Origin of the sequence: Collinsella sp. HCP28S3_E12, from assembly GCF_052065595.1 — a bacterium.
In the GTDB taxonomy this organism is placed as follows: domain Bacteria; phylum Actinomycetota; class Coriobacteriia; order Coriobacteriales; family Coriobacteriaceae; genus Collinsella.
Genome location: NZ_JBQHTS010000010.1, coordinates 1 through 26,474, shown reverse-complemented (window position 1 = coordinate 26,474; position 26,474 = coordinate 1). Strand labels below are relative to the sequence as shown.

General features: G+C 58.3%; 22 protein-coding genes, 1 pseudogene and 1 riboswitch. Of the genes and pseudogenes, 10 read left to right on the top strand and 13 right to left on the bottom strand.

The features are described 5' to 3' along the window. Positions 1-116: 116 nt before the first annotated feature. The gene (locus tag ACTNBY_RS05355) at positions 117-782 is read left to right on the top strand and encodes an alpha/beta hydrolase (RefSeq protein ID WP_441063702.1); all 666 of its coding nucleotides are present in this window, start codon (positions 117-119) and stop codon (positions 780-782) included. A gap of 58 nt (positions 783-840) precedes the next feature. On the opposite strand, the gene ACTNBY_RS05350 is transcribed toward ACTNBY_RS05355, so the two are convergent. The 4 genes from ACTNBY_RS05350 to ACTNBY_RS05335 form a co-directional block, all read right to left on the bottom strand. Beyond that, positions 841-2,175, bottom strand: coding sequence for a uracil-xanthine permease family protein (locus ACTNBY_RS05350; RefSeq protein WP_441063700.1), 1,335 nt, complete (start codon positions 2,173-2,175; stop codon positions 841-843). A 122-nt stretch (positions 2,176-2,297) separates the two neighbouring features. Further along, positions 2,298-3,431 carry a 5-methyltetrahydropteroyltriglutamate--homocysteine S-methyltransferase gene (locus tag ACTNBY_RS05345; protein ID WP_441063698.1) on the bottom strand — a complete coding sequence of 378 codons (1,134 nt, stop codon included), beginning with the start codon at positions 3,429-3,431 and terminating at the stop codon, positions 2,298-2,300. A 148-nt stretch (positions 3,432-3,579) separates the two neighbouring features. Beyond that, positions 3,580-4,476, bottom strand: a complete 897-nt coding sequence (locus ACTNBY_RS05340) for a LysR family transcriptional regulator (protein ID WP_427747880.1) — start codon at positions 4,474-4,476, stop codon at positions 3,580-3,582. A gap of 10 nt (positions 4,477-4,486) precedes the next feature. Further along, complete coding sequence (locus ACTNBY_RS05335; protein WP_441063696.1) at positions 4,487-5,395, bottom strand: HAD-IIB family hydrolase; 909 nt, start codon at positions 5,393-5,395, stop codon at positions 4,487-4,489. A gap of 160 nt (positions 5,396-5,555) precedes the next feature. Then, positions 5,556-5,666, top strand: a riboswitch (TPP riboswitch). A 51-nt stretch (positions 5,667-5,717) separates the two neighbouring features. Between ACTNBY_RS05335 and thiM the strand changes: the two genes are divergently transcribed. From thiM to ACTNBY_RS05320, 3 genes are read left to right on the top strand one after another with little or no spacing between them, the layout of a single operon-like run. After that, positions 5,718-6,557, top strand: a complete 840-nt coding sequence (gene thiM, locus ACTNBY_RS05330; protein WP_441063694.1) for a hydroxyethylthiazole kinase — start codon at positions 5,718-5,720, stop codon at positions 6,555-6,557. A 3-nt stretch (positions 6,558-6,560) separates the two neighbouring features. Then, positions 6,561-6,902, top strand: coding sequence for a thiamine-binding protein (locus tag ACTNBY_RS05325; protein ID WP_427719764.1), 342 nt, complete (start codon positions 6,561-6,563; stop codon positions 6,900-6,902). Beyond that, positions 6,899-7,594 carry a thiamine phosphate synthase gene (locus ACTNBY_RS05320; RefSeq protein WP_441063693.1) on the top strand — a complete coding sequence of 232 codons (696 nt, stop codon included), beginning with the start codon at positions 6,899-6,901 and terminating at the stop codon, positions 7,592-7,594. The genes ACTNBY_RS05325 and ACTNBY_RS05320 overlap by 4 nt, the downstream gene beginning before the upstream one ends. Before the next feature lie 174 nt (positions 7,595-7,768). Here the strand turns inward: ACTNBY_RS05320 and ACTNBY_RS05315 are convergent, their stop codons facing one another. Continuing rightward, a complete protein-coding gene (locus ACTNBY_RS05315; RefSeq protein ID WP_441063692.1) occupies positions 7,769-8,638 on the bottom strand; it encodes a patatin-like phospholipase family protein in 870 nt (289 codons plus the stop codon). A gap of 323 nt (positions 8,639-8,961) precedes the next feature. Between ACTNBY_RS05315 and ACTNBY_RS05310 the strand changes: the two genes are divergently transcribed. The 6 genes from ACTNBY_RS05310 to ACTNBY_RS05285 all read left to right on the top strand — a co-directional run bounded on the left by ACTNBY_RS05310 (position 8,962) and on the right by ACTNBY_RS05285 (position 16,508). Beyond that, on the top strand, positions 8,962-11,679 hold the full coding sequence (locus tag ACTNBY_RS05310; RefSeq protein WP_441063690.1) for an EAL domain-containing protein: 2,718 nt from the start codon (positions 8,962-8,964) through the stop codon (positions 11,677-11,679). Positions 11,680-11,806: 127 nt separating this feature from the next. After that, positions 11,807-13,336, top strand: a complete 1,530-nt coding sequence (locus ACTNBY_RS05305) for a diguanylate cyclase domain-containing protein (protein WP_441063688.1) — start codon at positions 11,807-11,809, stop codon at positions 13,334-13,336. Between the two features lie 112 nt (positions 13,337-13,448). After that, positions 13,449-14,072, top strand: coding sequence for a flavodoxin family protein (locus tag ACTNBY_RS05300; protein ID WP_427728306.1), 624 nt, complete (start codon positions 13,449-13,451; stop codon positions 14,070-14,072). A gap of 184 nt (positions 14,073-14,256) precedes the next feature. Next, positions 14,257-14,598, top strand: a complete 342-nt coding sequence (locus ACTNBY_RS05295; protein WP_055252194.1) for an arsenate reductase family protein — start codon at positions 14,257-14,259, stop codon at positions 14,596-14,598. 86 nt (positions 14,599-14,684) lie between these two features. After that, complete coding sequence (locus ACTNBY_RS05290; protein WP_441063686.1) at positions 14,685-15,815, top strand: GTP-binding protein; 1,131 nt, start codon at positions 14,685-14,687, stop codon at positions 15,813-15,815. 93 nt (positions 15,816-15,908) lie between these two features. Further along, the gene (locus tag ACTNBY_RS05285; protein ID WP_441063685.1) at positions 15,909-16,508 is read left to right on the top strand and encodes a tRNA (cytidine(34)-2'-O)-methyltransferase; all 600 of its coding nucleotides are present in this window, start codon (positions 15,909-15,911) and stop codon (positions 16,506-16,508) included. A 130-nt stretch (positions 16,509-16,638) separates the two neighbouring features. On the opposite strand, the gene ACTNBY_RS05280 is transcribed toward ACTNBY_RS05285, so the two are convergent. From ACTNBY_RS05280 to ACTNBY_RS05245, 8 genes and pseudogenes are all read right to left on the bottom strand, one after another. After that, positions 16,639-17,700 carry a hypothetical protein gene (locus tag ACTNBY_RS05280; RefSeq protein WP_427794253.1) on the bottom strand — a complete coding sequence of 354 codons (1,062 nt, stop codon included), beginning with the start codon at positions 17,698-17,700 and terminating at the stop codon, positions 16,639-16,641. Positions 17,701-17,709: 9 nt separating this feature from the next. After that, positions 17,710-18,381 (bottom strand): DUF4230 domain-containing protein, encoded by a 672-nt coding sequence (locus tag ACTNBY_RS05275; protein ID WP_427794254.1) that lies wholly within the window; start codon positions 18,379-18,381, stop codon positions 17,710-17,712. A 214-nt stretch (positions 18,382-18,595) separates the two neighbouring features. After that, the gene (locus tag ACTNBY_RS05270; protein ID WP_427794255.1) at positions 18,596-19,411 is read right to left on the bottom strand and encodes an FxLYD domain-containing protein; all 816 of its coding nucleotides are present in this window, start codon (positions 19,409-19,411) and stop codon (positions 18,596-18,598) included. Positions 19,412-19,604: 193 nt separating this feature from the next. Beyond that, positions 19,605-20,207 (bottom strand): recombinase family protein, encoded by a 603-nt coding sequence (locus tag ACTNBY_RS05265; RefSeq protein ID WP_441063683.1) that lies wholly within the window; start codon positions 20,205-20,207, stop codon positions 19,605-19,607. A gap of 255 nt (positions 20,208-20,462) precedes the next feature. Beyond that, positions 20,463-22,976, bottom strand: coding sequence for an excinuclease ABC subunit UvrA (locus ACTNBY_RS05260; protein WP_441063681.1), 2,514 nt, complete (start codon positions 22,974-22,976; stop codon positions 20,463-20,465). Between the two features lie 93 nt (positions 22,977-23,069). Continuing rightward, positions 23,070-24,086 (bottom strand): AAA family ATPase, encoded by a 1,017-nt coding sequence (locus ACTNBY_RS05255; protein ID WP_441016544.1) that lies wholly within the window; start codon positions 24,084-24,086, stop codon positions 23,070-23,072. A 93-nt stretch (positions 24,087-24,179) separates the two neighbouring features. Further along, the gene (locus ACTNBY_RS05250) at positions 24,180-24,515 is read right to left on the bottom strand and encodes a hypothetical protein (RefSeq protein WP_441063679.1); all 336 of its coding nucleotides are present in this window, start codon (positions 24,513-24,515) and stop codon (positions 24,180-24,182) included. 185 nt (positions 24,516-24,700) lie between these two features. Next, positions 24,701-26,182 (bottom strand): annotated as a pseudogene (locus tag ACTNBY_RS05245) (GTP-binding protein); the annotation flags it as partial. Positions 26,183-26,474: the final 292 nt, after the last annotated feature.

Genomic DNA, 26,474 nt, shown 5'->3' with positions numbered 1-26,474 from the left:
AACCTCAAGGCGCAGAGTCGCATCAAGCGGCTCTGCGCCTTTCTTTTAGCGACGGTCCCTACGCCGACGTGCGACAATCATATTTGTAGATGTCGAAATGCAGAGAGAAGCTTGTCATGGAAGCGCGTCAAAAGCAGATAACCATTCATTCAAAGCATGTCGGAAGCGCGCCCGTCATTTACCTTCCCGCGGTCATGGGTGACGGCACCGAGGTCTATAGCCGTTGTCTTGAGCTTGATTGCCCGCCATTCACCCTGGTCGCCATTGGCGGGCTCGATTGGAATCGCGAGCTGAGCCCTTGGGAATGCGACGGAACCGTGCACGATGCCGAGCCCTTTGGTGGACAGGCGTCCGAGTTTCTCGATGAACTGCTGAATCGGATAATCCCAGAGGTCGAGCCATCACTTCCCTGCCCGCCTACCTGGCGCGGCATTGCCGGTTACTCATTGGCGGGCCTCTTTTCGCTTTGGTCGCTCTGGCAGACCGATGCCTTTGACCGCGCCGCAAGCGCATCGGGGTCCCTATGGTTTCCCGGATTTCTCGATTACGCACACGGGCACACGATGCCAGCCGCGCCCAACGCCGTCTATCTATCACTCGGCAAAAAGGAGACCAAGACGCCCAACCGCATGATGCGGCACGTACTCGACGACACACGCGCAATGGAAAAACTACTCGGCGACCGAGGCATCCCCGCGACCTTCGAGCTCAACCCCGGTAACCACTTTGCCCAAACCGGTCTGCGCATGGCCCGCGGCATACACTGGATACTGACGCATTAAAAATGGCGCCCACGCGTACGCACGGGCGCCATTTTTTTGATTTAGCTGAACACAACTACTACTCGACAGCCTCCTCGAGTTCAGAAACGGCGAACTCAAAGTCGTTGCCAGGCAGAATCGCGTTGAGCACGATGCCCACCAGCGAGCCCACGGCAAGGCCCGAAAGCGAAATCGTCACGCCGCCCAGCTCCAGCACGATGGCACCGGCGGCGCTGTAGGCAATGCCGAGTGAAAGCACGAGAACCAGAGCGGCCACCAGCACGTTGCGGTTGTTCTGGAAATCGACCTGGTTCTCGATGAGGTTACGGACGCCCACGGCGCTGATCATGCCATAGAGCACGAGCGACACGCCGCCGATAACGCATGCCGGCATGGCGGCGATCACGGCAGCGAACTTGGGGCAGAACGAAAGCACGATGGCGCAGCACGCGGCAATGCGAATCACGCGCGGGTCAAACACACGCGTCAGGGCGAGCACGCCGGTGTTCTCGCCATACGTGGTGTTGGCCGGAGCGCCAAAGAGCGAAGCCAGAATCGTGGCGAAACCATCACCGAGCAGCGTGCGATGCAGGCCGGGATCGGCGATGTAGTTGCGCTCGCAGGTGGAGCCAATAGCGGATATATCGCCGATATGCTCGATCATGGTTGCAAAGGCCAGCGGCATGATGGTGATGATGGCCGTCGTGGCAAGGCCACTATCGAACTGCGGCCCAAAGAGTGCAAACACCGTGTTGTCCCACACGACAGGCAAGCCAAGCCAGGGAGCGGCTGCGACGCCGGAGAAATCGACCTCGCCCAGCGCAGCCGCAACGGCATAGCTCACCACGACGCCCAGTAAAATCGGCACGATCTTGACCATGCCGCGACCCCAAATATTGCAGATGACGATTACGGCGACGGCAACCACGGCAACGAGCCAGTTAGTCTGGCAGTTGGCAATAGCGGAACTCGCCAGGATCAGACCGATCGAAATGACAATGGGGCCAGTCACCACCGGCGGGAAGAAGCGCATGACGCGCTTGGCGCCAAACGCGCGGAAGAGCGCCGCAAGCACCGGGTAGAGCAAACCGGCGCAGGCAACGCCCAGGCAAGCGTAGGGCAAGAGCTCGGCCTCGCCGTTGGGCGCGATTGCGGCATAGCCGGCAATAAAGGCAAACGATGAGCCCAAAAATGCGGGGACCTTACCGCGTGACAGGAAGTGGAATAGCAGCGTGCCCAAGCCGGCAAACAAAAGCGTTGCCGATACCGAAAGGCCGGTGAGCACGGGCACCAGCACCGTGGCACCAAACATGGCAAACAGGTGCTGCAGACCAAGCAGGAACATGCGCGGGCGGCCGAGCGACGAAGCGTCGTAGATGGCATCGGTGACGGCGGGCGTCGAGGACTGGGACATGGATGTCCTTTCGAATGGAAGGGCGCTCGGGCATAGCGGATAACCTGCCCGAACGATACGGTCCGAACCATTGTACGCGATACGCCAAGTCTCGCACGCGCCGTCACTTGCAAACGGTACCGCTATTTCCAAACACGCTCGGCAATACGCTTGACCAGCGCGATCTTTGCCCACTGCTCGCCTTCGGTCAGCTTGTTGCCAATCTCGCAGCTGGCAAAGCCACACTGCGGAGACAGATACAGATTCTCAAGCGGCACGTACTTTGCTGCTTCATGAATACGCTCGACGGTCGCGTCCTCGTCCTCGAGCTCGGCTGCCTTGGTGGTCACCAGACCCAACACGACCTTCTTACCGGGCGCAACGTACTTGAGCGGCTCAAAACCACCGGCGCGCGGAGTGTCGAACTCCAGATAGAACGCGTCAACGTCCTCATGCGCAAACAGGTACGGGGCGATGGGATCATAGCCGCCCTCAAAGGCATAAGTAGAGTGGTAGTTGCCACGGCATACATGCGTATTGATCACCAAGTCGTCAGGCTTGCCCGCGATGGCAGCATTGTTGAGCGCCACGCCCAGCTCGCTCACCTTTTGCAGGTCAACCGGGCTCATGCCGGTCTTGGACACAAAGTCAGTATCGCAATAGATGCCCCAGGTGCAGTCATCAAATTGGATGTTGCGGCAACCCGCGGCATACAGATCGGCAATCACGGTGCGGTATGCTGCGGTGATGGCATCGGCGAGCTCTTCGTCGGTCTTGTAGACGGCACGCAGGCTCTCCTGCTGGCCATCGCAGCGGTCGAGCGTGACTTCGGAGAACGTCTGGATCGGCGCCGGAATGGTTTGCCGCGCAACCTGGCCCTCGCCCTCAAGCGCCTTGACAAACTTGAAGTGCTCGACGAACGGATGGTTCTCGCCGCTAATAGGTCCGGTCACCACGGCGGTGTCGGCGGTAGTCTCCTCATCGTGGAACATATAGCCCGTACGCGAGGTGCGGCGCTCGATGCCGTTGAGACCCCACATAAAATCGAGGTGCCAGTAGCTGCGGCGGAACTCGCCGTCGGTGATGACCTGCAGGCCGGCGGCCTTTTGCTTTGCCACCAAATCACGAATGGCCTCGTCCTCGACTGCCTTAAGTCCCTCGGCATCAAGCGCGCCTGCCGCATAGGCAGCGCGGGCGTCCTTTACGGCCTGCGGACGAAGAAAACTGCCGACGATATCGGCGCGAAACGGCGCTTTGAGCTGGGTGGAATTGCTCATAGGAATCTCCTTTTGCATGGAATACTTTGGCGAGCAAGAGTATGAGCGCACTCCTGGTTATCGTAAAATATGCGTTTATATATGTTTGCCATATAGTTTTCCTATAGCAATTTCGACAGCCCAAGACAGCAACATCAAACGCTACCGGTTAGATATGCCTCCGGATGGCCTCGACATAAGCCTGTCCATAGCGCGTGAGGGTCGTATTCTTGCGCGTGATAATGCCAATCTCCATGTATTCATCCACATCGAGCGGAATCGAGATAATACCGGGGCCATTAAGCTCGTGGCTAATCACGCCCGAACACACCGTGTAGCCGTTGAGACCCATGGCTAGGTTGAACAACGTCGCACGGTCGCGCACGCGGATATTCTTGCGGCGCTCAAACGTCGAGGTCAGTTCCTCGGAATAGTAAAACGAGTTGTAGCTGCCCTGTTCATAGGATAGGAACGGATAGTCTTCCAAGTCCTCGAGCGTCACGCTGGCGTGGTCCGCCAGTGGATGGTCGGCGCATACAAAGACGTGCGGCGTGGCGCAGAAGAGTCCTTCGAATACGAGCTCGTTGGCCGCCAGCATGCGCTCGATAACCTCGCGGTTATGTTCGGATAAGTACAGAATGCCCAGTTCACTCTTCATGTGCGCGACATCTTCGATGATCTCGTGAGTCTGTTCCTCGCGCAGGGTAAAGTCGTAGCGCGCGGCATCGAACTCACGGATCACGTCGACAAACGCATTAACGGCAAAGGAATAATGTTGACAGCTCACACTAAAGTGCGGCACTTGCTCGGATGCACCCTTGTACTTATCCTCGAGCAGATCGGCCTGATCGAGTACCTGGCGCGCGTAGCCCAAGAATGTCTCGCCTTCCTCGGACACAATGACGCCCTTGTTGGTGCGCTCAAAGATGTGCACACCCATCTCGTTTTCGAGATCGCGAATCGAGGCGGTAATCGAAGGCTGCGACACAAAGAGCCGGCGCGAGGCCTCGGTGATGCTGCCGCATTCGGCAACCTTAACAACATACCTGAGCTGCTGAAGCTTCATGACTTTCTCCCTAGACGTTCGTGACGCCAAGACCCGTCGCGTCCATCTGGCGCATAAACGACGGCATCTCCCCCGTCGCGGCGCAGGCGGCAATCTGATGCAGAGCCCCGGCAACCGCATCGTCTGCCGCAGCGCCGATATGCCAACGCGCGGCAGCCGTGACGGCCTCATTGGCATTGGCGACTGCAACGGAGTTGGGAACGGCATTAATCATGGGCAGATCGTTATCGGAATCGCCGAACACCGCCACCTCGTCGGGCGTTAGGCCCAAAGCACGCACCAGCTCCAGCGTGGCACAGCCCTTGTCCCAACCAGCCGGCAAGATATCGAAAAGGCGCACTCGGTTGTTGGGAAACACGAGCGAGAGTTCCGGCACCTCGGCGGCAACGCGCTCGCGTAGCTCCGCGAGCCCTTCACGCGAACGGGCACTCCAGATATTCGCCTTGAACACCGGCGCGTCACCGACAACGGGACGGCACGGGGCCTCTTCGCCTTTGAGCCACGCGTTGCCGCCCGACTCCATAGCGCGATGCACGCGCTCGGGGTCGCTCGTCATGCAATAGGCGTCATTATCCCAAAAGTCATCACCCAAGCTGTAGACCTTCAGATAGGTATCATCGGTCTCTTGCTCCAAGTAGTCAGCCAAGCGAATAAGGGCGGCGTTATCGGTCGCATGCGAGGCTACCACCTCGCCGTCGACAAACATGACCTGGCCGTTGCAGAACGCACCGGTCGAGAAGCACTCGGAACGATTACGAAACATCCAGCCCATCGCGGAAGGCTGACGGCCCGAAACCGGGCCAAAGTGCAGGCCCGCCGCCTGCATGGCATGAATGCCCTCGATGGCGTAGTCGCTGGCGCCGTCATGCCCGGCTGGAATCAACGTATCGTCCATATCGGTCAGCACAAGTTTAATCATAAGGCCCCCAGTCATTTTCACCGTATCCATTGTAGCGACCTGCCAATAAGGGACAGGTTTATTTTGGCAGGTTTTATCTGGGAAAATGCAACGCCCCAGTTGCCACCTGCCAAAATAAACCTGTCCCTTTTTGGCAGGTGCGCTAGTATAGGGAACAACAGATTCGATGCGGGAGTGCCGGCGGTGCAAACCACAAGGCTGAGAGGGCATGGGGCCCAATCCTTTGAACCTGTCAGTTAATGCTGGCGTAGGGAGCATGCCGCCTTTACAGGGGCGCTGTCTATGCACAGCGCCCCTTTTCTATGCCAAGGAGGCATGTGCAGTGATTGATTCGAAACAGCTTAAACAAAATGTGGTCAAGGCCGTGGAGGAGATTCGCGCCACCAACCCGATGGCCGGCTCCATCACCAACACGGTGACGATCGACTTTGTTGCCAACGCGCAGCTCGCCGTAGGCGGTTCGGCCGCCATGGTCTATCTGCCCGACGAGGGCGAGGCGCTCGTTGCCGGCGGCGGCGCCATCTATCTCAACATGGGCACGCTCTTCCCCATCTACGAGCAGACGATTCCCCGTGCGGCCAAAGCGGCACACGACGCCGGCAAACCCTGGGTGCTCGATCCGGTGGGCCTGGGCATCGGTAGCCTGCGCACCCAGCTGGTAAACGAGCTCAAGCAGTACAAGCCCGCCATCGTGCGCGGCAACGCCTCCGAGATCATCGCGCTCGCCGGCCTGTGGGGTCTTGAAGGCGAGGCGGCTGACCTGAGCCGCGTGCGCGGTGTCGATACCACCGATACGGTCGACGCCGCCCGCGGCGCTGCGGTGGCACTCGCCCGCTACACTCGCGGCGCCGTAGTGGTCTCGGGCGAAGTCGACTTGATTACCGACGGCACGACCGTGGCCAAGTCCCACGGCGGCAGCCCGCTCATGTCCAAGATTACCGGCTGTGGCTGCTCGCAGGGCGGCGTCCTGGCCGTGTACGCTTGCGCCGCCGATCCGTTTACGGCAGCCATCTGCGGTACCGCTGTCTACAACGTTGCCGGCACGCGTGCCGCCGCTGTCGCTGATGCCCCGGCAAGCTTTAAGGTCGCCTTTATCGACGAACTCTACCGCGCGACCGCTCAGGATATTGCGAATAACCACCTCGAGCTCGAGGAGGCATAAGCCATGTCCGAACCCGCAACCGCTGCCGACATGAACACGCTCGTCGCCGTAGCCATCGCCCCGTGCGGCACAGGCGACGAGCTGTCCGCCGAGGTCGCCGAGGTCGTGCGCGTCATTCGCGAGAGCGGCCTTCCCAACCGCACCACCTCGATGTTCACCGAGATCGAGGGCGACTGGGACGAGGTCATGCAGGTCGTACGCGATGCAACCTTTGTGTTGGCAAGCAAGGGCATCCGCACCGAAGTCGTGCTCAAAGCCGATATTCGACCCGGTTTTACCGACACCATGACCGGCAAACTCGAGCGCATGGAAGCGCAGATCAAAAAGCAGGAGGAAGCACGATGAGCATCCGCGACAACCTTGATATCTCGGCCTATCTGGTACTCGGCCCCGAAAACACGCTGGGACGTCCCGTGGGCGATGTGGTAGCGCAGGCGCTCGATGCCGGCTTTACCTGCATCCAGGTGCGCTCCAAGGTGGCAAGTGCCCGCCAGATCATCGCGCTGACGGGCGACGCCGCGCAGGCAATCGCTCGCGCCGGCAAGACCGGCAAGGTCGCCCTGCTTATCGACGACCGTCTGGACTGCGTACTCGCCGCACGCGAACAGGGTATCGCCGTCGACGGCGTGCATGTGGGCCAGAGCGATATTCCTGTCGAGGTCTGCCGCAAGCTTCTGGGCCCCGATGCCATCGTGGGCCTTTCGGCCCGTTGCGAGGAAATGCTCGAGTACGTCAAGACCGCCGACATGAGCCTAGTCGACTACCTGGGCATCGGCCCGCTCCACGAGACCGAGACCAAGCGCGACTGTGGACGCGCGGCAGATGGCTCCATCATCACCAAGAGCTTTGAGGACCTGGCCGCGCTCCATGCGGCAAGCCCCGTTCCCATCGTGGTCGGCGGCGGCGTCAAAAAAGCCGATCTGCCGCAGCTCAAGGCCACCGGCGTCGAGGGCTTCTTTGTGGTGAGCGCCGTCTGCAGCGCTGACGACCCCCACGCCGCAGCCAAGGAGCTTGTCGACACCTGGCAGCAGGCATAGGCATAGGCCGAGCAGCTGATTCGCAGCCTCATATCTTCAATAGCGCAAAGCGCATCCCAGTTTGGACCTCCATTCTGGGATGCGTTTTCCGCATGCGACTCCATTGGGAAACTGCATCCCATTCCAGACGCAAATTCTGGGACGCACTTTCCGCCGAGAGCTCTGCAGTTTGCCCTACTCTGCCAGATATGCTTCCAACGCCGACAAGGTCGCGGCCGCATCACGACGACCGACCTGGTAGATGCGCTCGAGCTCCTCCGGCTCGCGACACAGCGATGGCACCTTCACCGATTCGCTCGGACGCACCACGAAAACCTCGCCGCTGGCCTCGCGACGCGCCAGGTCGTCGAGTGCAGCGTTATATACCTCGTGCCGGCGTTCAAGCGCCGCGACAAACTCTGGATAGCGGCGAAACACGCGGCGCAGCATAGGCATCAAGCTATTGGGTTGTTTTACAAAGCCTGCCGGCTGCGTCAGCACCACGATGTTGCGGTCATACCCCTGTTCGAATAACCACGCACTGGGAATGGAATCGGCCACGCCGCCATCCAGATATCGATGTCCGTCAATCCGAACGGGTTTGGTCGCCACGGGAATCGCCGACGATGCCCGAATCCACTCGATATCGCGCTCATCGCCATACGGCAGGTCGTGATAGATGGCCTCACCCGTCTCGATATCGGTGCACACACACGTAAACCGCATAGGACAGGCACGATACGCCTCTAAGTCGACAGGATCGCGCTCAAGCGGCACCTCATGATAGGCAAAATCGGCATTGAACATGTCACCGGTTCGCAACCAGCTTGTCACGCTCGCATAGCGCTTGTCGGCGCAATAGGCCTTGTTATACCGAATGGCGCGACCGATCTGGCGTGACTTAAAATTGTACCCAAACGCCGCACCCGCCGAGACACCCACCATATGGTCACAAGTTAAGCCGTGCTCCATCCAGACATCGAGTACGCCCGCCGTATACATACCGCGGTAGCCGCCTCCCTCGAGCGCAAGCCCCACCGTGCGCGTCGTATCCGGCTGTGCCATGCGACCATCTCCGTTCCTGCGTTTAAAACCGGGACAAGTATACCCGTCAACATATAGCGTCTCAGTCGCATTTTTATCGGACATCTCATCATTGCGGTACCGTTTAGCGAATAATGGCCGCGCACAGCATGGGCACCCATATATAATTCTGCGCTGTTGTTTATACTATTCAGCAGTTATCAACTGCAAACATTAGCCGGTAAATTAACCCAACAACGCAGCGAGGCGGGGGCCTGGATACACGCAAAGCGCCGAACAACAACGCGTGTGCACAACGAGCTCGCCCGACGCAATTCGCCCGACCTCAGAAAGCCGCTTACGACATGGATACTGTCAGCAATTACACCGAGACGCTCGAAAAGACCGTCCGCGACCTTCTTGAACGTCAGGACGATCTGATCAGGACCGCCTTTACCGACCAGCTTACCGGACTTGGCAACCGCGGCGGCTTTGTCCGTTCCCTCGAGGAGCTCTGGGAGCAGGAACTGCCCGTCACCATGGCTTTTATCGACATCGATAACCTTAAGCACTGCAACGACGTCTTTGGGCATGACGAGGGCAACCGCTACATCTTGCAGGTAAGCCTCTATCTCAAGCTGTATATGAAGGTGGACGAGGCGGCGTTTCGACTGGGAGGCGATGAGTTCGCCATCCTCTCTACGATTGCAACCGAGGACGACCTCGCCGATCGTCTGGAACACTGCCGAACAATCTTGCTCAACAACAACGATTCCGGGATGCCCCACTCGTTTAGTTACGGAGTGTCCCACGCCGACCCCGCCCTGGGCGAAGCCCCCAATCGCATGACGCTCGATGCCGACCATCGCATGTACGACTACAAACTACGCCATGCCTTGCACCTCGATCGACGCAATATCACGCAAGTCCATACCGACGACTTCGAAATAAGCGACCGTGTTTTCGACGCCTTTTCGATGCTCAACGAAGGTCGTTATTTCTTTATCGAGAACTTGGACAAACATCGCACCCTTTGGTCACAAGGTGCCTTGCGCGATCTCGGACTTCCTTCAGAGCACATAGACAACTGTCGCGATTACTGGAAAAAGCGCGTCCATCCCGATGACCTTGAGGCTTTTACCGACGACTTCGACCAAGTCTATAACGGCTCCAAGCACCATCGAGTCATGCAGTATCGTGTACGCAACGCCACAGGCGACTACGTGCTCTGCCGTGCTCGCGGTTTTCGCATCGATGGGAGCGAAAACGAGCCCTCGCTCTATGTCGGCGAGCTCGTCAATCATTCCCTTGCCGAGACCGTCGACGCCGCCACGGGGCTTGGAACGCAGCGTATGCTGGTCAACGCTATCGATGCCTGTCGCCGTGACCGCTGCAAAACAGGACTCATCGCCGTGCGCGTTCGCGGCACGACGAAGCTCAACGAGCTCTATGGAGCCGAGGCGGTCGACAGCATGCTTGCCGAATACGCAAGCCGTATGCTGTCGATCACCCGCGGTAGGAGTCGCGTCTTCCGTTCACGAAGTGTCCAGTTCGTCGTGCTCAGCAACGCTTTGGACCACGGGGCATTTGAACTCCTGACCCATCGTCTAAAAGAGACCATTTTTGCCCCCGTTCAGATCGCGGGCGACACCATCACTCCCGTTTGCATTGTCGCCCCGGTCTTTTACGAGCGCCTGGACTACCAAACATCTGCTGTTTTGCGCGAACTCGACCGTCGCCTTCGCACGGCTGGCGGGCTTGTCCCCAACGACAGCCTCCCTATACCCGAGATCGAGCGCAAAAGCGCAATCGCCGAACGCATCGATATGCTCACCGGCCTCTGCCGACCCAGCGAGTTTATGCGCCGTGCCAATGCCTTCATCAAGGCAAAGCGCGACGGCGCTTGGTGTATCGCCACCGTCGACATGGGCCACATGCGCCTATTTAACGAATGGTATGGACAGGCCGAAGGCGACCGTATGCTTGCCGATGTGGGCACGGTGCTCAAGGATATCGAGAACGCCGACATGGGTGTCGCGGGATACTGGGGGCAAGACGACTTTTGTCTGCTCATACCCTTTGAGCGCGATTTCGTTCACCGAGTCTATGCGCGCGTGCGCGAGGCTGTAGCCAAGCACGACGACGGCGTAGGCTTTTGGCCGTCCATGGGCGTATGCCCCATCGACGCGAGCGAGGAAATCACCATTGATGCCCAGGCCAAGGCCATGTTTACCAATCGACGCGCCAAAAACGACTTTAAGGAGCGCATTGCCGTTTTCCGCCCCGAGGAATACGAGCATGAGGTTGCGTTCCACCACACGCTAACCGAGTTCCAGTATGCGCTCTCAAACGGCCGCATCACTTACTACCTGCAGCCCCAGGTCGATATGGAAACCGGCGAGATCATTGGCGCCGAGGCGCTCACACGCTGGATTGACAAGGATGGATCCCTCATTTCACCTGTCACCTTTATCCCCGCTCTCGAGGAAAGCGGCTTTGTGGTAACGCTCGACAAATATGTTTGGCAGGGCGTTGCCACATGGCTTCGCGAGCGTCTCGATCGCGGTCTTCGCGTGGTTCCGATCTCCCTCAACGTGTCGCGCGTGGACATTCTTGCCTGCGACGTTGCCGAACATATGGGGGCGCTCGCCGCCCAATACAACCTGCCGCCCGAGCTCATGCGTATCGAGATCACCGAGACCGCCTATACCGGAGAGTCCGAGGCCGTGGATAAGCTGACCGCGGATCTGCACACCCGCGGCTTCTCGACCTATATGGACGATTTTGGTACCGGCCAGTCCACGCTCGCGATGCTCAGAAACGTGAATGTTGACGTCATCAAGCTCGACCGCACCTTTGTGCCCACCGACCGCGATCAAGGCCGCAGCGCGCGGATCGTGTCATCGATGCTCGAGATGGCGCAGTCGCTCCATCTGCCCGTTGTAATCGAAGGCATCGAGACAAATGAGCAGGCGAACATGCTACGCCACATGGGCGCCCGCTACGCTCAGGGTTTCCTCTACTACCGACCCATGCAGGCAAAGGATTTTGAGGCATTGCTCGATGGCAGCAATAACAACTGATACGCTCGCGCGCAAAACGCCACCGTCGAAGGAAGCATTTGTCCCCATTGGCTAACTCATATACCCAATCCAAGCCGAATTGGGGATATGATACAAACCGTTGTCCTGCCCAAGGAGGTTATCCATCATGAACGAGTCGTACCGCATGGGCGAGCAATCGATTATTGCCTATCTTCAGCGACTTGCGAATGGCATCTCGACCGCCGAACTCGATGTTGCCGCGCTGCCCGCTGGGCTACGCGCCGTTGGTGAGCAACTGCAAAAGACGTATGCCATCCTGCAACAAGAGCGCCAGCTGCTTGAGCGCAACGCCTATATCGATCCGCTCACCAACTTGGGCAACCGCAGCGGACTCGACCGTCACGTCGAGCAGCTCTGGCGCAAAGGCGACCCCTTCACCTGCGCCTATATTGACATCGACCATCTCAAGCATTGCAACGATATGTTTGGCCACGCCGAAGGCAATCGCTATATTCTGAGTATCTGCCGCACACTCTCCGAAACCATGGAGCACGATGAGATGCTGTTCCGTATCGGTGGAGACGAGTTTGTGCTTATCTCGCTCTCCGCAAACGAGACTGAACTCGAGCAGCGCTTGGAGCAGGTACGTGCCGGGCTGATCGAGGCGAGCTCAGGTGGCAAGGCGCACATGATCGCCAGCTTTAGCTTTGGCTGCTCGCGCGTCGATCCGCTTGCCGGCGACACGCGTCGCCAGATGACGATGGATGCCGATCGCAAGATGTATCGCTATAAGCTTATGCATCGTGTGCAGCAACCGAAAGACAATGATGCGCCGCAACGCCCAATCGTCGATCAGCTTCCCTGCAACGACCGGGTGTTCCAAGCGATCTCCATGAGCTCCGAGACGCGCTATCCGTTCATCCTTAACCTCGATACGGGAGAATCGCAATGGTCGGTTAACGCCATGCGCGATTTTGACCTGCCCTCCCAGCACCCTTTTAACTCACTCGACATGTGGCTCGCCCGCGTTCATCCCGAGGACCGCGACAACGTGCGCGCCGAGCTCGACATGGTGATAAACGGTACGTGGCACTTCCATTACATGCAGTATCGCGTAATGGATGCCACCGGAAAATACGCGCTTTGCGACTGCACGGGCTACCGCTTGGACGGCACCGATACCGAGCCCAGCATGTATGTGGGCATTATCATCAACCGAAGCTTGGCAGATACGACAGATTCCGTGACTGGCCTGGGCGATATTCACGCCCTGGTCAACGCCATTGGTGAAATGCGTCGCGTGGCGCGCGAGGCAGGCTTTATTGCCATTAAAATCAACGATATCGCTCAGGTCAATGCCCGCTTTGGCTTTGATGCGGGCGACCGTGTTTTGGCAGAAAGTGCCGCCTGCCTTATGGAATGCTCGCGCGGCAAGGGTCGTCTGTTCCGCTCGACGGGACCAATGTTCGTGGCGCTTTTCGACGACTTTGATCCCGAAGAGACCGACGCAATCGCAGACGAAATCGAGCGATTCTTGGGGTCGCCCGTGCTCTTTGGCTCATTTGAATATCAGCCGCCCATTCGTGTGGCGACACTTCATCTAGACGCTGTCGACCGACAGCCCGTTTCCATTTTGAACGAGCTCAAAGCGCTGCTTGAAGAGGCGCCGCAAGTACCGGGCACCAAGCTGGACTAGCGTCGTGGGGAGCGATGTGAAACACAAGCCGTTTCACATCGCTCCCCACGCCATCTGCCCCTCTCGTGCGATAATCCTCCGCAGAAGTCACCGACAGCAGAGGGAGTTTGTGATGAAGGTTCTTTTGGTCAATGGCAGTCCCAAGGCAAACGGCAACACCGCCCGCGCACTCGCCGAAGTCGCCGAGCAGCTCAATGCCGAAGGCATTGATACCGAGGTGTTTCAGCTGGGCGCCAAGCCCATTCGCGATTGTATCGGTTGCGGCCAGTGCGGCAAGCTTGGCGGTCGCTGCACCTTTGACGACGACGTGGTGAACGAGCTCATCGCTGCCGCTGAGCAGGCAGACGGCTTTGTCTTTGGCTCACCCGTCTACTATGCGCACCCCAGCGGACGCATCCTTTCGGCCCTCGATCGCGCCTTCTATGCGGGCGGGCACGCCTTTGCGCACAAACCCGGCGCCGCGGTCGCTGTCGCCCGTCGCGGTGGCACGTCGACCACCTTCGATGTGCTCAACAAGTACTTCACCATCAACCAGATGCCCGTGGTCGCCTCCACGTACTGGAACAACGTCTTTGGTCGCGTACCCGGCGACGCCGATGGGGATGCCGAGGGCCTTGCCACCATGCGCAACATCGGCAAGAACATGGCCTGGCTCCTGCAATGTATCGAAGCAGGACAGGCCGCCGGCATCAGCGCGCCCGAAGCCGATCGCGAGCGCACCAACTTCATTCGATAAGTCCAGCGGTGGTCACCTCGATGTTCTATCAATGTCAGCGAAAAGCCAGCTGATGAGGCAAGGTGCCTTGAAAGAGGAGGGCGCTGGGCTGTTGCCCGCGCCCGACGATTGAAAGGCAGATTGCCCATCAGATGGCTTTGCAGCGTCGAGGTGACCGCCGTTCGTTAGAACGGCGGAACATGCTATGAACGTGCAAATCTTCGGCACCAAAAAGTCCTTCGATACCAAGAAGGCCCAGCGCTATTTTAAGGAGCGCCGCATTAAGGTGCAGTTTATTGACCTTAAGGAAAAGGAGATGAGCAAAGGCGAGCTCACGAGCGTGATGCAGGCGGTCGGCGGCATCGACAAGCTGCTCAACCCCAAAGCCAAGGACGAGGAGACACTCGCACTTATCCAGCACCTCACTCCCAGCCAGCGCTTTGATAAGCTGCTCGAGAATCAGCAGGTACTGGCCGAGCCCATCGTGCGCAACGGCAAAAAGGCCACCGTCGGTTATTGCCCCGATGTATGGGGAGCCTGGGAGTAGCCTGTGTTATTTGCCGGCGCGTGGGTATAAGAGCAGGCGTTTGGCATATGATTTTACTGTAAGCCATGTCTAACAAAGGAGGGCACATGCCCAACAAACCCGTGAAGATCATCATGCTTACCGGATACCTCGGTGCCGGCAAGACCACGCTGCTCAACCATATCCTCGCCAACGACGGCGGTATCCGCGCCGCCGTGATCGTCAACGATATCGGCGAGATCAACGTCGACGCCAGCCTTATCGCCGACGGTGGCCTTTCCGAGACCGACGACCTCATCCCGCTCACCAACGGCTGCATCTGCTGCACGCTTTCGGACGACCTGGCCAACCAGCTGCAGGGCATTGCCGATTCGGGCAATTTCGACTACATCATCATCGAGGCCTCCGGTATTTGCGAGCCTATCCCCATCGCCTACACCATCTCGAGCTTCTGCGACGAGGCCAAAGTGGGCGGCGAACCCAAGCTCGCGCTCGACAACATCGTTGCCGTGGTCGACTGCGCCCGCATGTACGACGAGTTCAACGGCGGTCGCGACCTGCTGGCCGAGGATATCGACGAGGACGACATCGAGAGCCTGCTCATCCAGCAGATCGAGTTTTGCTCCACGCTGATCCTCAACAAGACCGATACCGTGAGCCCTGAGCAGATCGCCGAGCTCAAGGCCATCGTGCGCAGTCTGCAGAAGGACGCCGCGATTGTCGAGGCTCAAAACGGCGAGGTCCCCATGGAGGAGCTGCTCGATACCGATCGCTTCGACTTTATGCGCGCCTACAACTCCGCCGCCTGGATCGAGGCCATGGAGCATCCCGAGGAGCACGACGACCCCGAGGTGCTCGAGTACGACATCGAGACCTTTGTGTACTCGCGCCGTAAGCCGTTTGACCTGCAGAAGTTCACCGATTTTGTTGAGCAGGAGTGGCCCGACGAGGTCATTCGCGTCAAGGGTCCGCTGTGGCAGACCGGCGATCCGGACATGTGCTACATGTTCGAGCAGGCCGGCCGCCAGATGCGCCTGATGGAGAACGGCTTGTTCGTTGACTCGGCGCCCGAGGGCGAGAAGCAGAAGATCATCGACGAGAACCCCGAGATCATGCAGATTTGGGACGACGAGACGGGCGACCGCATGACGAGCCTGTGCATCATCGGCCGTCACATGGACAAGGATGCGCTCATCGCCGCCCTTGATGCCTGCCTGACCGACTGGCACCGCGCTTAGGTTATCCAAGTGGGCGTTTTCCGCCCACGTAACCATCAAACCACCACGAAGGTACCCTTCGTGGTGGTTTTTCGTTCTATGCCAAGGAGATTCATGTTCAATATCGTGCTGTATGCTCCCGAGATTCCGGCCAATACGGGTAATATCGGCCGTACCTGCGTGGTCACCGGCGCCCGCCTGCATCTGGTGGAGCCACTGGGCTTTTCGCTCGACGACAAAACGGTGCGTCGCGCCGGCCTGGGCTACTGGCAAAACTTGGACGTGACGACCTATGCCAGCTGGGAGGATTTCCTTGCGCGCAATGACCTCTCCCCCGCCGACGACCGCTTGCATCTGCTGACCAAAAAGGCACGCCGAACCTATGCGCAAAGCACTTACCGTGACGGCGACTATTTGGTCTTTGGCAGCGAAAGCTCGGGGATTCCCGAAGGGCTGCTCGCCGCAGCGCCCGAGCGCTGCGAGCGCATCCCCATGCTGCGCGATTGTGACTCACTCGACAACGCCGAGGCCTGGGAAGCCCACGAGGAATCGCTCGGACATACCGAGAACGGCCATGAGGCCATCCTTCGGCAGGATATCTGCGGCAACTTCGTCAATCCGGACGGCTACCGCATCAGCGCACTCAACCTCTCCAACAGCGCCGCCATCGTCCTCTACGAAGCCCTGCGCCAAACAGGCTTTGCCGGCATGTAAAAACCTGCCATTAGGGGACGGGGCAGAAATGGTAGACTTTCAAACTCTCTAGTCCTTGACAAAATGGTTTTGACATCAAATGCGGCAAAGGGACAGTCCCTTTGCCGCATTTGGCTGCTAGCAATTCACGTCAGAATTCAACTTCAAATACAAATGACTGCCGAAGTTCTCGCTTAGCTTGGCTTGTCAGGCTCGAATTCGCCCTTATGTTCAGCTTGCTGCATGCCTCATCGATAGCCATAGCAAGCGATACGGACATGGTCATGGTCGTCTCGCTTTTCAATTCAACCCGATAGCTCTTCGCCTTGTTTTTATCCTCTCCACCGCATCTCGTTTCGATTAACAAGAGAATGTCAGAGTCATGGGCATACCAATGGAGTTCAGGGCGCTGTGGAACCATGTCTCCCTCAAATTCCTGTGTAAACAGGATTTTCTTCTCATTTCTCGTTAAATCGCTCAAAGAGCCGTTGATTCGAGCCGAGCCCTTCTTTCCCGCTTTGGCATTTCCCTTAACCTGGTGGCCTCTCCGAGTTTCCTCGTACTCCGTCACCTCCAACTTGCAGCGCTTCGCGCCAAGCATGAACGCAATCCGTCTCAACTCGGCCATCTTGTCTTGTTGCATGGTTGCGAAATAAGAGTCAAGATCAACAAAGCGAGACCGATCAAAAGCATCTATGTAATATGTGGAATAAAGAGATGGTTTAGGGTAGAAAGACAATTCGCTATCCCCGATTGCCTCGCGGTACAGATTGAAAATCTGCGTACCCTTAACGGTATCCAGCCAACCAATGGCATCCCTACAGGCGTCGATGCCACGACGCTCATTTCCGTCAACAATTCGAATCATATTCGGCAAATAAAATGAAGGACTCTGATAGGTCTCCTTGGTTACCGGCCTGTATCTATTAAGCTGCTGCTGGTATGCCCAATCGTTGATGGCGTCACCGATATCCGCAGCAGCACCTGCCGCACCATCGGCCGCATCAGCAATAGCCGCCAAGGCGTCATCGACCATCGGAGTTGCAGCACACATTACACCATCGGCAACTTTCTGTACGGTTGCAACCGCGCCCGCCATCGCGCTTCCGGCGCCATCAACCAACCCGGCAGCGGCCTTACGGATATCAAAGCTCTGCTTATGTCGCGACAGCTCCTCCCTTTCGACAACAGCTAGATCGTCTTTATCCTCCATAGTGACCTCCTATTTCCGATAGTCGAAATCAACCGTATATTCATCGCCAAATGCCGAGTTGAACATCGCACGGATATTTGCTTCGGCGTTCACTCGAGCCTCTTCGAGCAGCTTGCCATCCTTGATGGCCTCGCTTTCACTCCGCTCCTTGCACTGCGCTTCAAACGCCGTGACATCTTTGACCTCAATGGGGTTGAGGATGTTGTTGCGTTCCTCGAGAGCACCCGACTTATTCATATCCGGCGTGTTCGAGATTACATAAGGCTCATCCATCGTAATGGTCAGCTTTTTCTTGTTTGTATGTATCTCTGCCGTCTCGAGATTCACACCCGCCTTAATGGTTCCCACATAGCGGTACCAAAAGCTGTTTTCCGTAAACGGGATATCAAACCAATCGAAGAACCTCTTGGTATCCGTCACCTTATCGACAATCGCATAGTTCTGCGATGCAGAAACCATCTCGTTCTGGGAAGCGATGCGTTCAAACACGACCGACGGGGAAAGCGTATTGGGGGTCGTTTCTTTCGCGCCCGCAGCTTTGCCGTTACTAAAGATGGTAATGAAAAGTACAGCCACAATCACTCCGCCAAGCGCCAGGCCCGCAAAGAATACCTTGGGCTTTGTCAGGATTCTCCCGAGTTTCGCTTTCAGCGCCCCCATGCCTTCCTCCATCTCATCCATCCCCTATTCCTTTCAAAATCCCTGTTATTTAAGAAACTGCCGTGGGTTATACCTCATGCCTTAATTGTCGTTTTCAGCATGTCTTTAGACGAGGGCAGTTGTTTGCAATCCGAAATAATACACATTCGTTCGCAGCACTTGTTGCTCAATATTTGGCATAAAACGGGCAGGTCAACCATTCATTGCCGATTAACCCGCCCCTTCCGTGCAGAACTTATTTATTTACATCGTAGCTGGAAACAGATGCGACAACGCGCGCAGCGTCAACATCGGACATTGCCTCGAACTTGACTTTCTCACCCGGCGCCCACGAAGAAGTGTCCGCATAGGTCTCCTCCGCTTTGATGTCATCTGCATCATAGAGAGCAAGTGTCAGGCTGACGTTAGAGAACGATATACCAGAGGTGTTCTCAACTACCGCCGTATACGTATACAGACCGTAACCGTCATCCGATTTTTCGAAATTTGCTCCCTGAATCAAACTGTTGATGGCATCCTCATAGCAGGTCTTCTCTGTTACGGACTTTCCATTCTTAATTAAGTCGTTGAAATCATCCTTATATTTTTCCCCTACTTCCAGCCCGTAATTATCAACAAGCTTCTTGAGTTGCGCAGACCGCTTATCGTAGACTTTATTCCACTCTTCGTAATAATCCGCAGACGATTGCGAGTAGTCCTCGGTCACCTTAAGCTGGTCATCAAGCAGATTCAGATATGTGATTACGTCCTGTTGCATCTTGGAATCCTTAAACCTAGCGTTCTTGAGTTCCTTGTCGTTCTTGATTTCGGCCTCAATAGCTTCCTGGATGTTCTCGGTTGAATGAGGATCATCATCGTTTGCATTAGATTCAATGACGTCGAACCTTCTCTCGAACCCGGCGGCGATAACATTCATCGCCTTATCGTCGACATATTTCGACTTTGCAGCGTTTGCATCATTCTGTGAACAGGCCGAAATGAACCCCAGAGAACAGGTGAGCAGAACAAGCAAACCCATCATGGGCATCTTTTTAGTAATATTTCGTTTCATGACTATTTCCCTTCGATTGACGTTACAGCTCATAACCCCTCGTCAAAAAGCAGACGAATTGGCAACACGGTGGCACTATTTGGTTCCAGGGCGTGAACTGGATAAACATCGAGGGAAGGAGTGGCTCTGTGCAATAAACTCCCCTCTTCAAAATGTCTAGTTAAAGAGGACGGACAGACGGCGAACGGTCATATCAGTTCGTGTCCGCCCGTCTCCAACGATCGAACGTCGATACGCTGACGTTCAGGGGCGTTGCGGCCTCTCGCCTCGTAACTTCATCCCCTTCGAATGATTTGATGACATCGTTATAGCCATCCGGGCGTTCGAGCGCCGGCCTCCCAAATCTCACGCCACGCAGGCGCGCCGACGCGATACCCTCCGCCTGGCGCTGCTTTATGTTCTCGCGCTCCAGCTGCGCCACGTAGCTCAAGATCTGAAGGACCAGATCCGCCATGAACGTTCCCGTGATGCCATCGGGTTGCTCGCGCGTATCGAGTAACGGCATATCAAGCACCACGATGGCAGCACGCCTATCCACCGTGATGCGTCGCCATTCATCGAGGACTTCACGATAATCGCGACCTAAACGGTCGATACTTTTGATCACGAGAACGTCACCCTCGCGCAACCTGCGAAGAAGACGCTGGTACTGGGGACGTCTAAAGTTCTTACCGCTTGCCTTGTCAGCGTAAATCTGACCCTGTTGAACGGGAAACCTTCCCAGTGCGCCTAACTGGCGGTCCAAGTTCTGGTCCGCGGAAGAGACACGCACATACCCAAAGATTCGATTGTCCATAATTGCCCCTATCGGCCGCCTCTTGGCAGCATCGGCTCAAGCGAGAACCCACTCACTATAGGGCGTGCAAATTTCGCGAATGGGCTGAGGTCATTTTGGCCCTCGGACACAAGCTGTTCAAGTGCTACGTCGACAACATGCTAGCTTTTAACGGTAATTAACTGCTTTTAACTAGAATTGGCTAGAAAAGAAAAGCGTGATGCTGACAGGCTTTGCCGGCATGTGACAAAGGGACTGTCCCTTTGTCACATTCGGTTATAGGTAGCGGCCGGTAATGCTCTTGGAGCAAGCAACGATATCCGCCGGAGTGCCGGCGCAGACGACTTGCCCGCCCGCATCGCCACCGCCCGGCCCCATGTCGATCACATAATCGGCATTGCGGATAAGGTCGAGATCGTGCTCGATCACGATAACCGTGGCGCCCTTGGCGACGAGGCCGTCAAACACGTTCAGCAGCACCTGAACGTCGAGCGGATGCAGGCCGATCGTGGGCTCGTCGAATACGAATACGGCATCGTCCTGCACGCGGCCCATCTCGCTCGCAAGCTTTAAACGCTGCGCCTCGCCGCCCGAAAGCGCCGGCGTGGGCTCACCGAGTGTAAGATAGCCCAAGCCCAGGTCGTGCAAGGTCAGCAAGCGCGCCTGAACCTTCTTGAGCCCCACCGTGGCGTCGAGAGCCTCGTCCACGCTCATGTCCATGAGCTGCGGCAACGTAAGCTTGCTCCCGTCCTTGCCCTCGCGATGGATATGCGAGGCGGCTTCGGCGTAGCGCGAGCCTCGACATGCTGGGCAGATGATCTCGACGTCGGGCAAAAATTGCACGTCGAGCGATATCGAGCCCGTGCCATCGCATGTAGGGCAGCGCAAGGCGCCAGTGTTGTAGCTAAAGGCACCCGCCTTGTAGCCGGCTGCCTTGGCCTCGGGCGTACGGGCGAAAGCGCGACGCAGCTCATCATGGATGTCGGCATAGGTCGCTACCGTCGAGCGCACGTTGGCGCCGATAGGTGTAGCGTCAATCAGGTTTGCGCGTGCGATACCCTCGGCGTCGACCCAGCGCACATGGCTTGGCACGCGCTCGCCAGCTGCCTGGGCCTTAAGCGCCGGGATGAGTGTCTCGAGCACCAACGTCGTCTTACCCGAACCCGAAACGCCCGTCACCGCAACGAGACGACCGCGCGGTATATCGACTTCGAGCGGTTTGACGGTATGGATGGCATCGGTTGCCATGCGGATGTGGCCCTGGTCGAACATTTCGTCGTCAGTCACCTGCGGACGCATACGCTTGGGGTCTGCGCTCAAAAACGGGGCGATGCGGCTGCCCTTCGATTGTTCGACCTCGTCCACCGTGCCAGCGGCAATCACATTGCCGCCGCCAGCTCCGGCAACGGGGCCCATCTCGACCAGATAGTCGGCTTCCGCCAGCACACGTGTATCGTGGTCGACAACAACCACGGTGTTGCCGTCATCCACCAGATCGCGCATCACGCCCACCAAGCCGTCGACATTGGCAGGATGCAAGCCAATCGAAGGCTCGTCCAACACATAGAGCACGCCCGTCGATCGGTTGCGCACCACGCGGGCGAGCTGCACGCGCTGACGCTCGCCCGTGGAGAGCGTGGCACCAGCGCGATCGAGCGAAAGGTAGTCGAGACCCAGATCGACCAGGCGACGGGCCGCGCTCAAAAACGAATCGCAGATATCCGCCGCCATGGGCCGCATCTCGGCCGGCAAGGATGCGGGCACCCCGCGCACCCACTCAACCGCATCACCAAGCGTCATGGCCGCGGCCTGCGCCAGATTGATACCGCGCACCTGGGGCTGGCGCGCAGCCTCGGAGAGACGCGTGCCGCCACAGTCACGACATGGCCCCTCGCGCAAAAAGCGCGCCACACGTTTTAAGCCCTTATCGTCCTTAACCTTGGCGAGCGCGTTCTCGACGGTATAGACGGCATTGTAATAGGTAAAGTCGAGCGGCGTGGCGCCCTCGCCGTTTTTGGGAACGTAGAGAATGTGCTTCTTAACCGCCGGACCGTGAAACACAATGTCGCGCTCTTGAGGCGTGAGCTGGTTAAACGGCACGTCGGTACGCACACCCATCTCGCCTGCCACTTGCTTCATCAGATCCCACATGAGCGTGCCCCAAGGAAGCACCGCGCCTTCGTTGATAGTCTTGGACTCGTCGGGCACCAGGCTCGCCTCGTCCACCTCGCGCATGACACCGGTGCCGCCGCAGGTGGGACACGCGCCGCCGCTGTTAAAGGCAAGGTCCTCGGCACCCGGCGCGCAGAACTCACGGCCGCACACGGGGCACGTGAGCGACAGACCCGCGGCCACGTTAAGGCTCGGCTCCACGCGCGCCCCGCAGTGCGGGCACACGTGATGGGCGCAACGGCTAAAGAGCAGACGCAGGCTATTGTTGAGCTCGGTCATGGTACCAAAGGTCGAGCGCACACCCGGCACGCTGGGGCGCTGATGCAATGCGAGCGCCGCCGGTACGTGCAGCACCTCGTCCACTTGGGCATGTTCGGCCTGCGTCAGACGGCGGCGGGTATAGGTGCTAAGCGCCTCCAGGTAGCGACGCGAGCCCTCGGCGTAAAGAACGCCCAGTGCCAGCGAACTCTTGCCCGAACCCGATACGCCAGCAATACCCACGAGCTTTCCCAGCGGAATATCGATATCGATGTCCTTGAGGTTGTGCACACGCGCGCCACGTACCTCTATAGCCTGCGGGCTCATCTTCTGTTCCGTCACCTTTATCACCCTACTCATGCCATAAAACGCGGTCGCGGATGCACTCGCCCAGCATGGGCACGGTAAACCGGACGAGACCGTATCCGGCAGCCTCGATGACGCGCTCGCGAATCAGGCTTGCGCGATATTTGCTCGCTCAGCTTTGGGTGGGTCGCAGCGCTCAATGATGGCCGCCATGCGCGTCGGCTTGCCCCCATCAGCCGCCATGACCTCGGTAAAGAGGCGCTGCGGACTGCGCAACCCGTAATACAAGGGAGCGTCCACTGCTTCATAGAACTCGGAGATGGCATCCGCGTAGCCAGCCTCGACATCGCACACTTCAATGACCCGCGAGTCACGCCGGACAGCAGACCTCCACATGTAATATCCCACCAGCTGAACCATATAGGGATGCCCCATGCTCTTGTGCGCCGCAAGGTCCGCCGTCTCCGCATCAACGAAAAGACCAGTGCCTTTGACCGTCTGGATATATGAATCGCGCACTTTGGGCAAAGAAATCGCACCCAGCGTACGCTGCTGGGCGCGGCGCAAAAACGTTACGATCGGCTCTTCGAGCAAGTCATCAACCATGCTGGGCAAGCCGGCAAAAACCAGCGCAAGACCGTGCTGGTCTCTATCGGGCAAGCCCGTAGCATCCTGGTCTCCGAGCACCTGCTGATAGAGAACGGCCAGCGCCGCCAGCTCCTCGATAGATGCCGATTGGGCCTCGTCAATCGCAAACAGTAAGCCCTTTCCCGGCCCGAGTTTCTCGAGGCGTTCGTTGACTAACCCGCGCAACGTCTCGCCTTTTGCCCGCGCCGCCTCGACCGACATCCGGCCAAGTGACGGCCCGAACTCCATTGACGTCGCAACCGACATATTCGAGCGAAGCGCATCGGCCAGGCGGTCGCATAGGCCAAGCGAGGCGGAATCAGAGACAACCGCCCATCCGCGCTCGCTAGCTAAACGCTGCAGCTCCCGCAAGAGAACCGTTTTGCCATAGCCGCGGTTTCCCGTAATGAGCATGAGCCTGCCCGGAGCTCCGGCGCCGTTATCGAGCCCTTCCTCGAAATCTTCGATGACCGACTCGCGGCCGATGAGTATCGGAGGCCGCTTACCAGCCGTGGGCTTAAAGGGATTTGGATTCATGTCGGCCTCCTCGGATTGGCAAACCCTGGTAACAGTTATACCAACTTATACCGAGTTATACCAACAGGATGCGACAAAGAGACTGACCCTCCATCACCTATGGCCGAAAAACTCGACGTCCGCCGCTCGCCAGGGGCGGAAGGTGGCGGGATCGACCTTTACGTGCGCCGCGGCGGGCACGTCGTACCATTTGACCGTGTAGCCGGCGCCGTGAGAGCAAAAGACCGAGTCGGGCGTGTTGGGTAGATCGGCCTCGGGCTCATAGGCGACAGTCTCGATGACGCGCTCGGCATCATGGCATGCCGCATAACCGGCAAACTCCAGGTACAGATGCCCGCGACCGCTCGTGTAGGCGGCCACCTCCAGCGCATAATCCTGGACCTCGGATGCCGGCACGCGACCCACAAGCTTTGCCCGTTCGTCCGCCATTGTCGGCGGCTCGTACTCGGCACCCATGCGCGTGGCGTCGACAACGCCCTGCCCACACACTCCCCCGGCACCTCGAGCTCAAAGCGATACCACGGCTCCAACAGCACCGCCGCGCCGGCCTCACGCGCCTGCATGAGCCCCTGGCGAATCGCGCGGTACGTGGCCTGGCGAAAGTCGCCGCCCTCGGTGTGTTTGGCATGCGCACGGCCACCTGTGAGCGTAATGCGCACATCGGTGATGGGCGAGCCGGTCAGCACGCCCAGGTGATCTCGCTCCATGGCGTTTGTAAGCGCCAGGCGTTGCCAGTTAAGATCGAGCTCGTCGGTCGAAGTCACGGTGCCAAACTGCACGCCCGAACCCGCTGGCAACGGCTCCAGGCTCAGATGCACCTCGGCATAGTGGCGCAGTGGCTCAAAGTGGCCCACGCCCTCGACCGGCTGCGAAATAGTCTCCTTATAGAGAATGCCGCCGGGCTCAAACGAAATCGAAAGGCCAAAGCGATCGACCAACACCCGCTGCACGACCTCGAGTTGCACGGCGCCCATCAGCTGCAGGTGAATCTGCTCCAGATGAGTATTCCAGCTTACGCCGAGCATGGGGTCTTCGTCCGCCAACTCAGTCAGCGCTTTAAACACCGCATGGACATCGTGTTCGCCCGGAAGCACCGTATAGGTGAGGACCGGAGCGATGACGGGCGCATCACACACGGGCTCCGCACCCAAGGCGTCCCCTGGGCGAACGTGCGCAAGACCCGTCACGGCACAAATACCGCCAGCAGCAACTTCTTGGGCAAGCTCATACTTTTCACCGTTATAGATGCGCACCTGATCGACCTTCTGCTCCCATACCTCGGCACCGGAACGTCCGCTGATCATCTGTTTTGCACACAGCGTGCCGCCGGTCACTTTAACCCATGCCAAGCGCTCGCCGCGATCCCCGCGGCTGACACGATAGACGCGCGCGGCAAACTCCGGAAGCCATATCTGTTCGCGCATCAGCACGCATATACCATCCAGCAGCTCGCTCACGCCCTGGTCCTTGAGCGCCGAGCCGACAAAGCAGGGAAAGAGCTTGCGCTCGGCAACCATGCGCGACAGCGTTGCGACGGAAAGCTCACCTGCCTCAAGAAACTCCTCGAGCGCCGCCTCGTCCAACGCTGCAGCGTCCTCCTGAACGGCGCCGCCCTCCAGCAGTTCGTTGGCATCCAGGCAGCCTTCGGAAAGACGCCGCCCAAGTTGTGCCAGCAAAACATCGCGGCCGGGATTCTCCAAATCGATTTTGTTGATATAGATGAACGTCGGAATGTCATAGCGTGCAAGCAGGCGCCACAGGGTTTCGGTGTGCCCCTGCACGCCGTCGTTGGCGCCCACAACTAAAATCGCGTAATCGAGTGCGCGCAGCGTGCGCTCCGCCTCGGCAGAAAAATCGACATGCCCCGGTGCATCCACGAGCATGACGCGGGTATCACCGTGGTCGAGCACGGCCTGCGACGAGAAAATCGTAATGCCGCGCTCGCGCTCGATCGCGTTAGTGTCCAGATGCGAATCGCCATCGTCCACGCGGCCGCGCTTACGAATGCGACCCGCATTGAACAGCATGGCCTCGGCCAGCGTGGTCTTGCCAGCATCGACATGCGCCAAGATTCCAACGACCGCTTGCTTCGACATGGCTCTCCTCTTATTGCAAGCCCGTCGCACACGGAAACGGGCGCTCTCGTTCCACACTGGATGATACAATTTACGGGCCGGCGGGCGAAGCGGGCCCTATCCCCCGACTGAGCTCATCGCCCCGCGTTGCCGTGCGGCGATTTTCGTAGGTTCGCGCCTTGCGAAAGCCGGCACCTCCCCTTTTAATATGAGAAAGCCATTGTCAATAGGCGTGTTTGTTCGAGCCCGGTTTTAAACCGGGCTTTTTCGTTTCCCGTCGGGAGGGCCCGCGCACGCTGCACGTTTAGTCGAC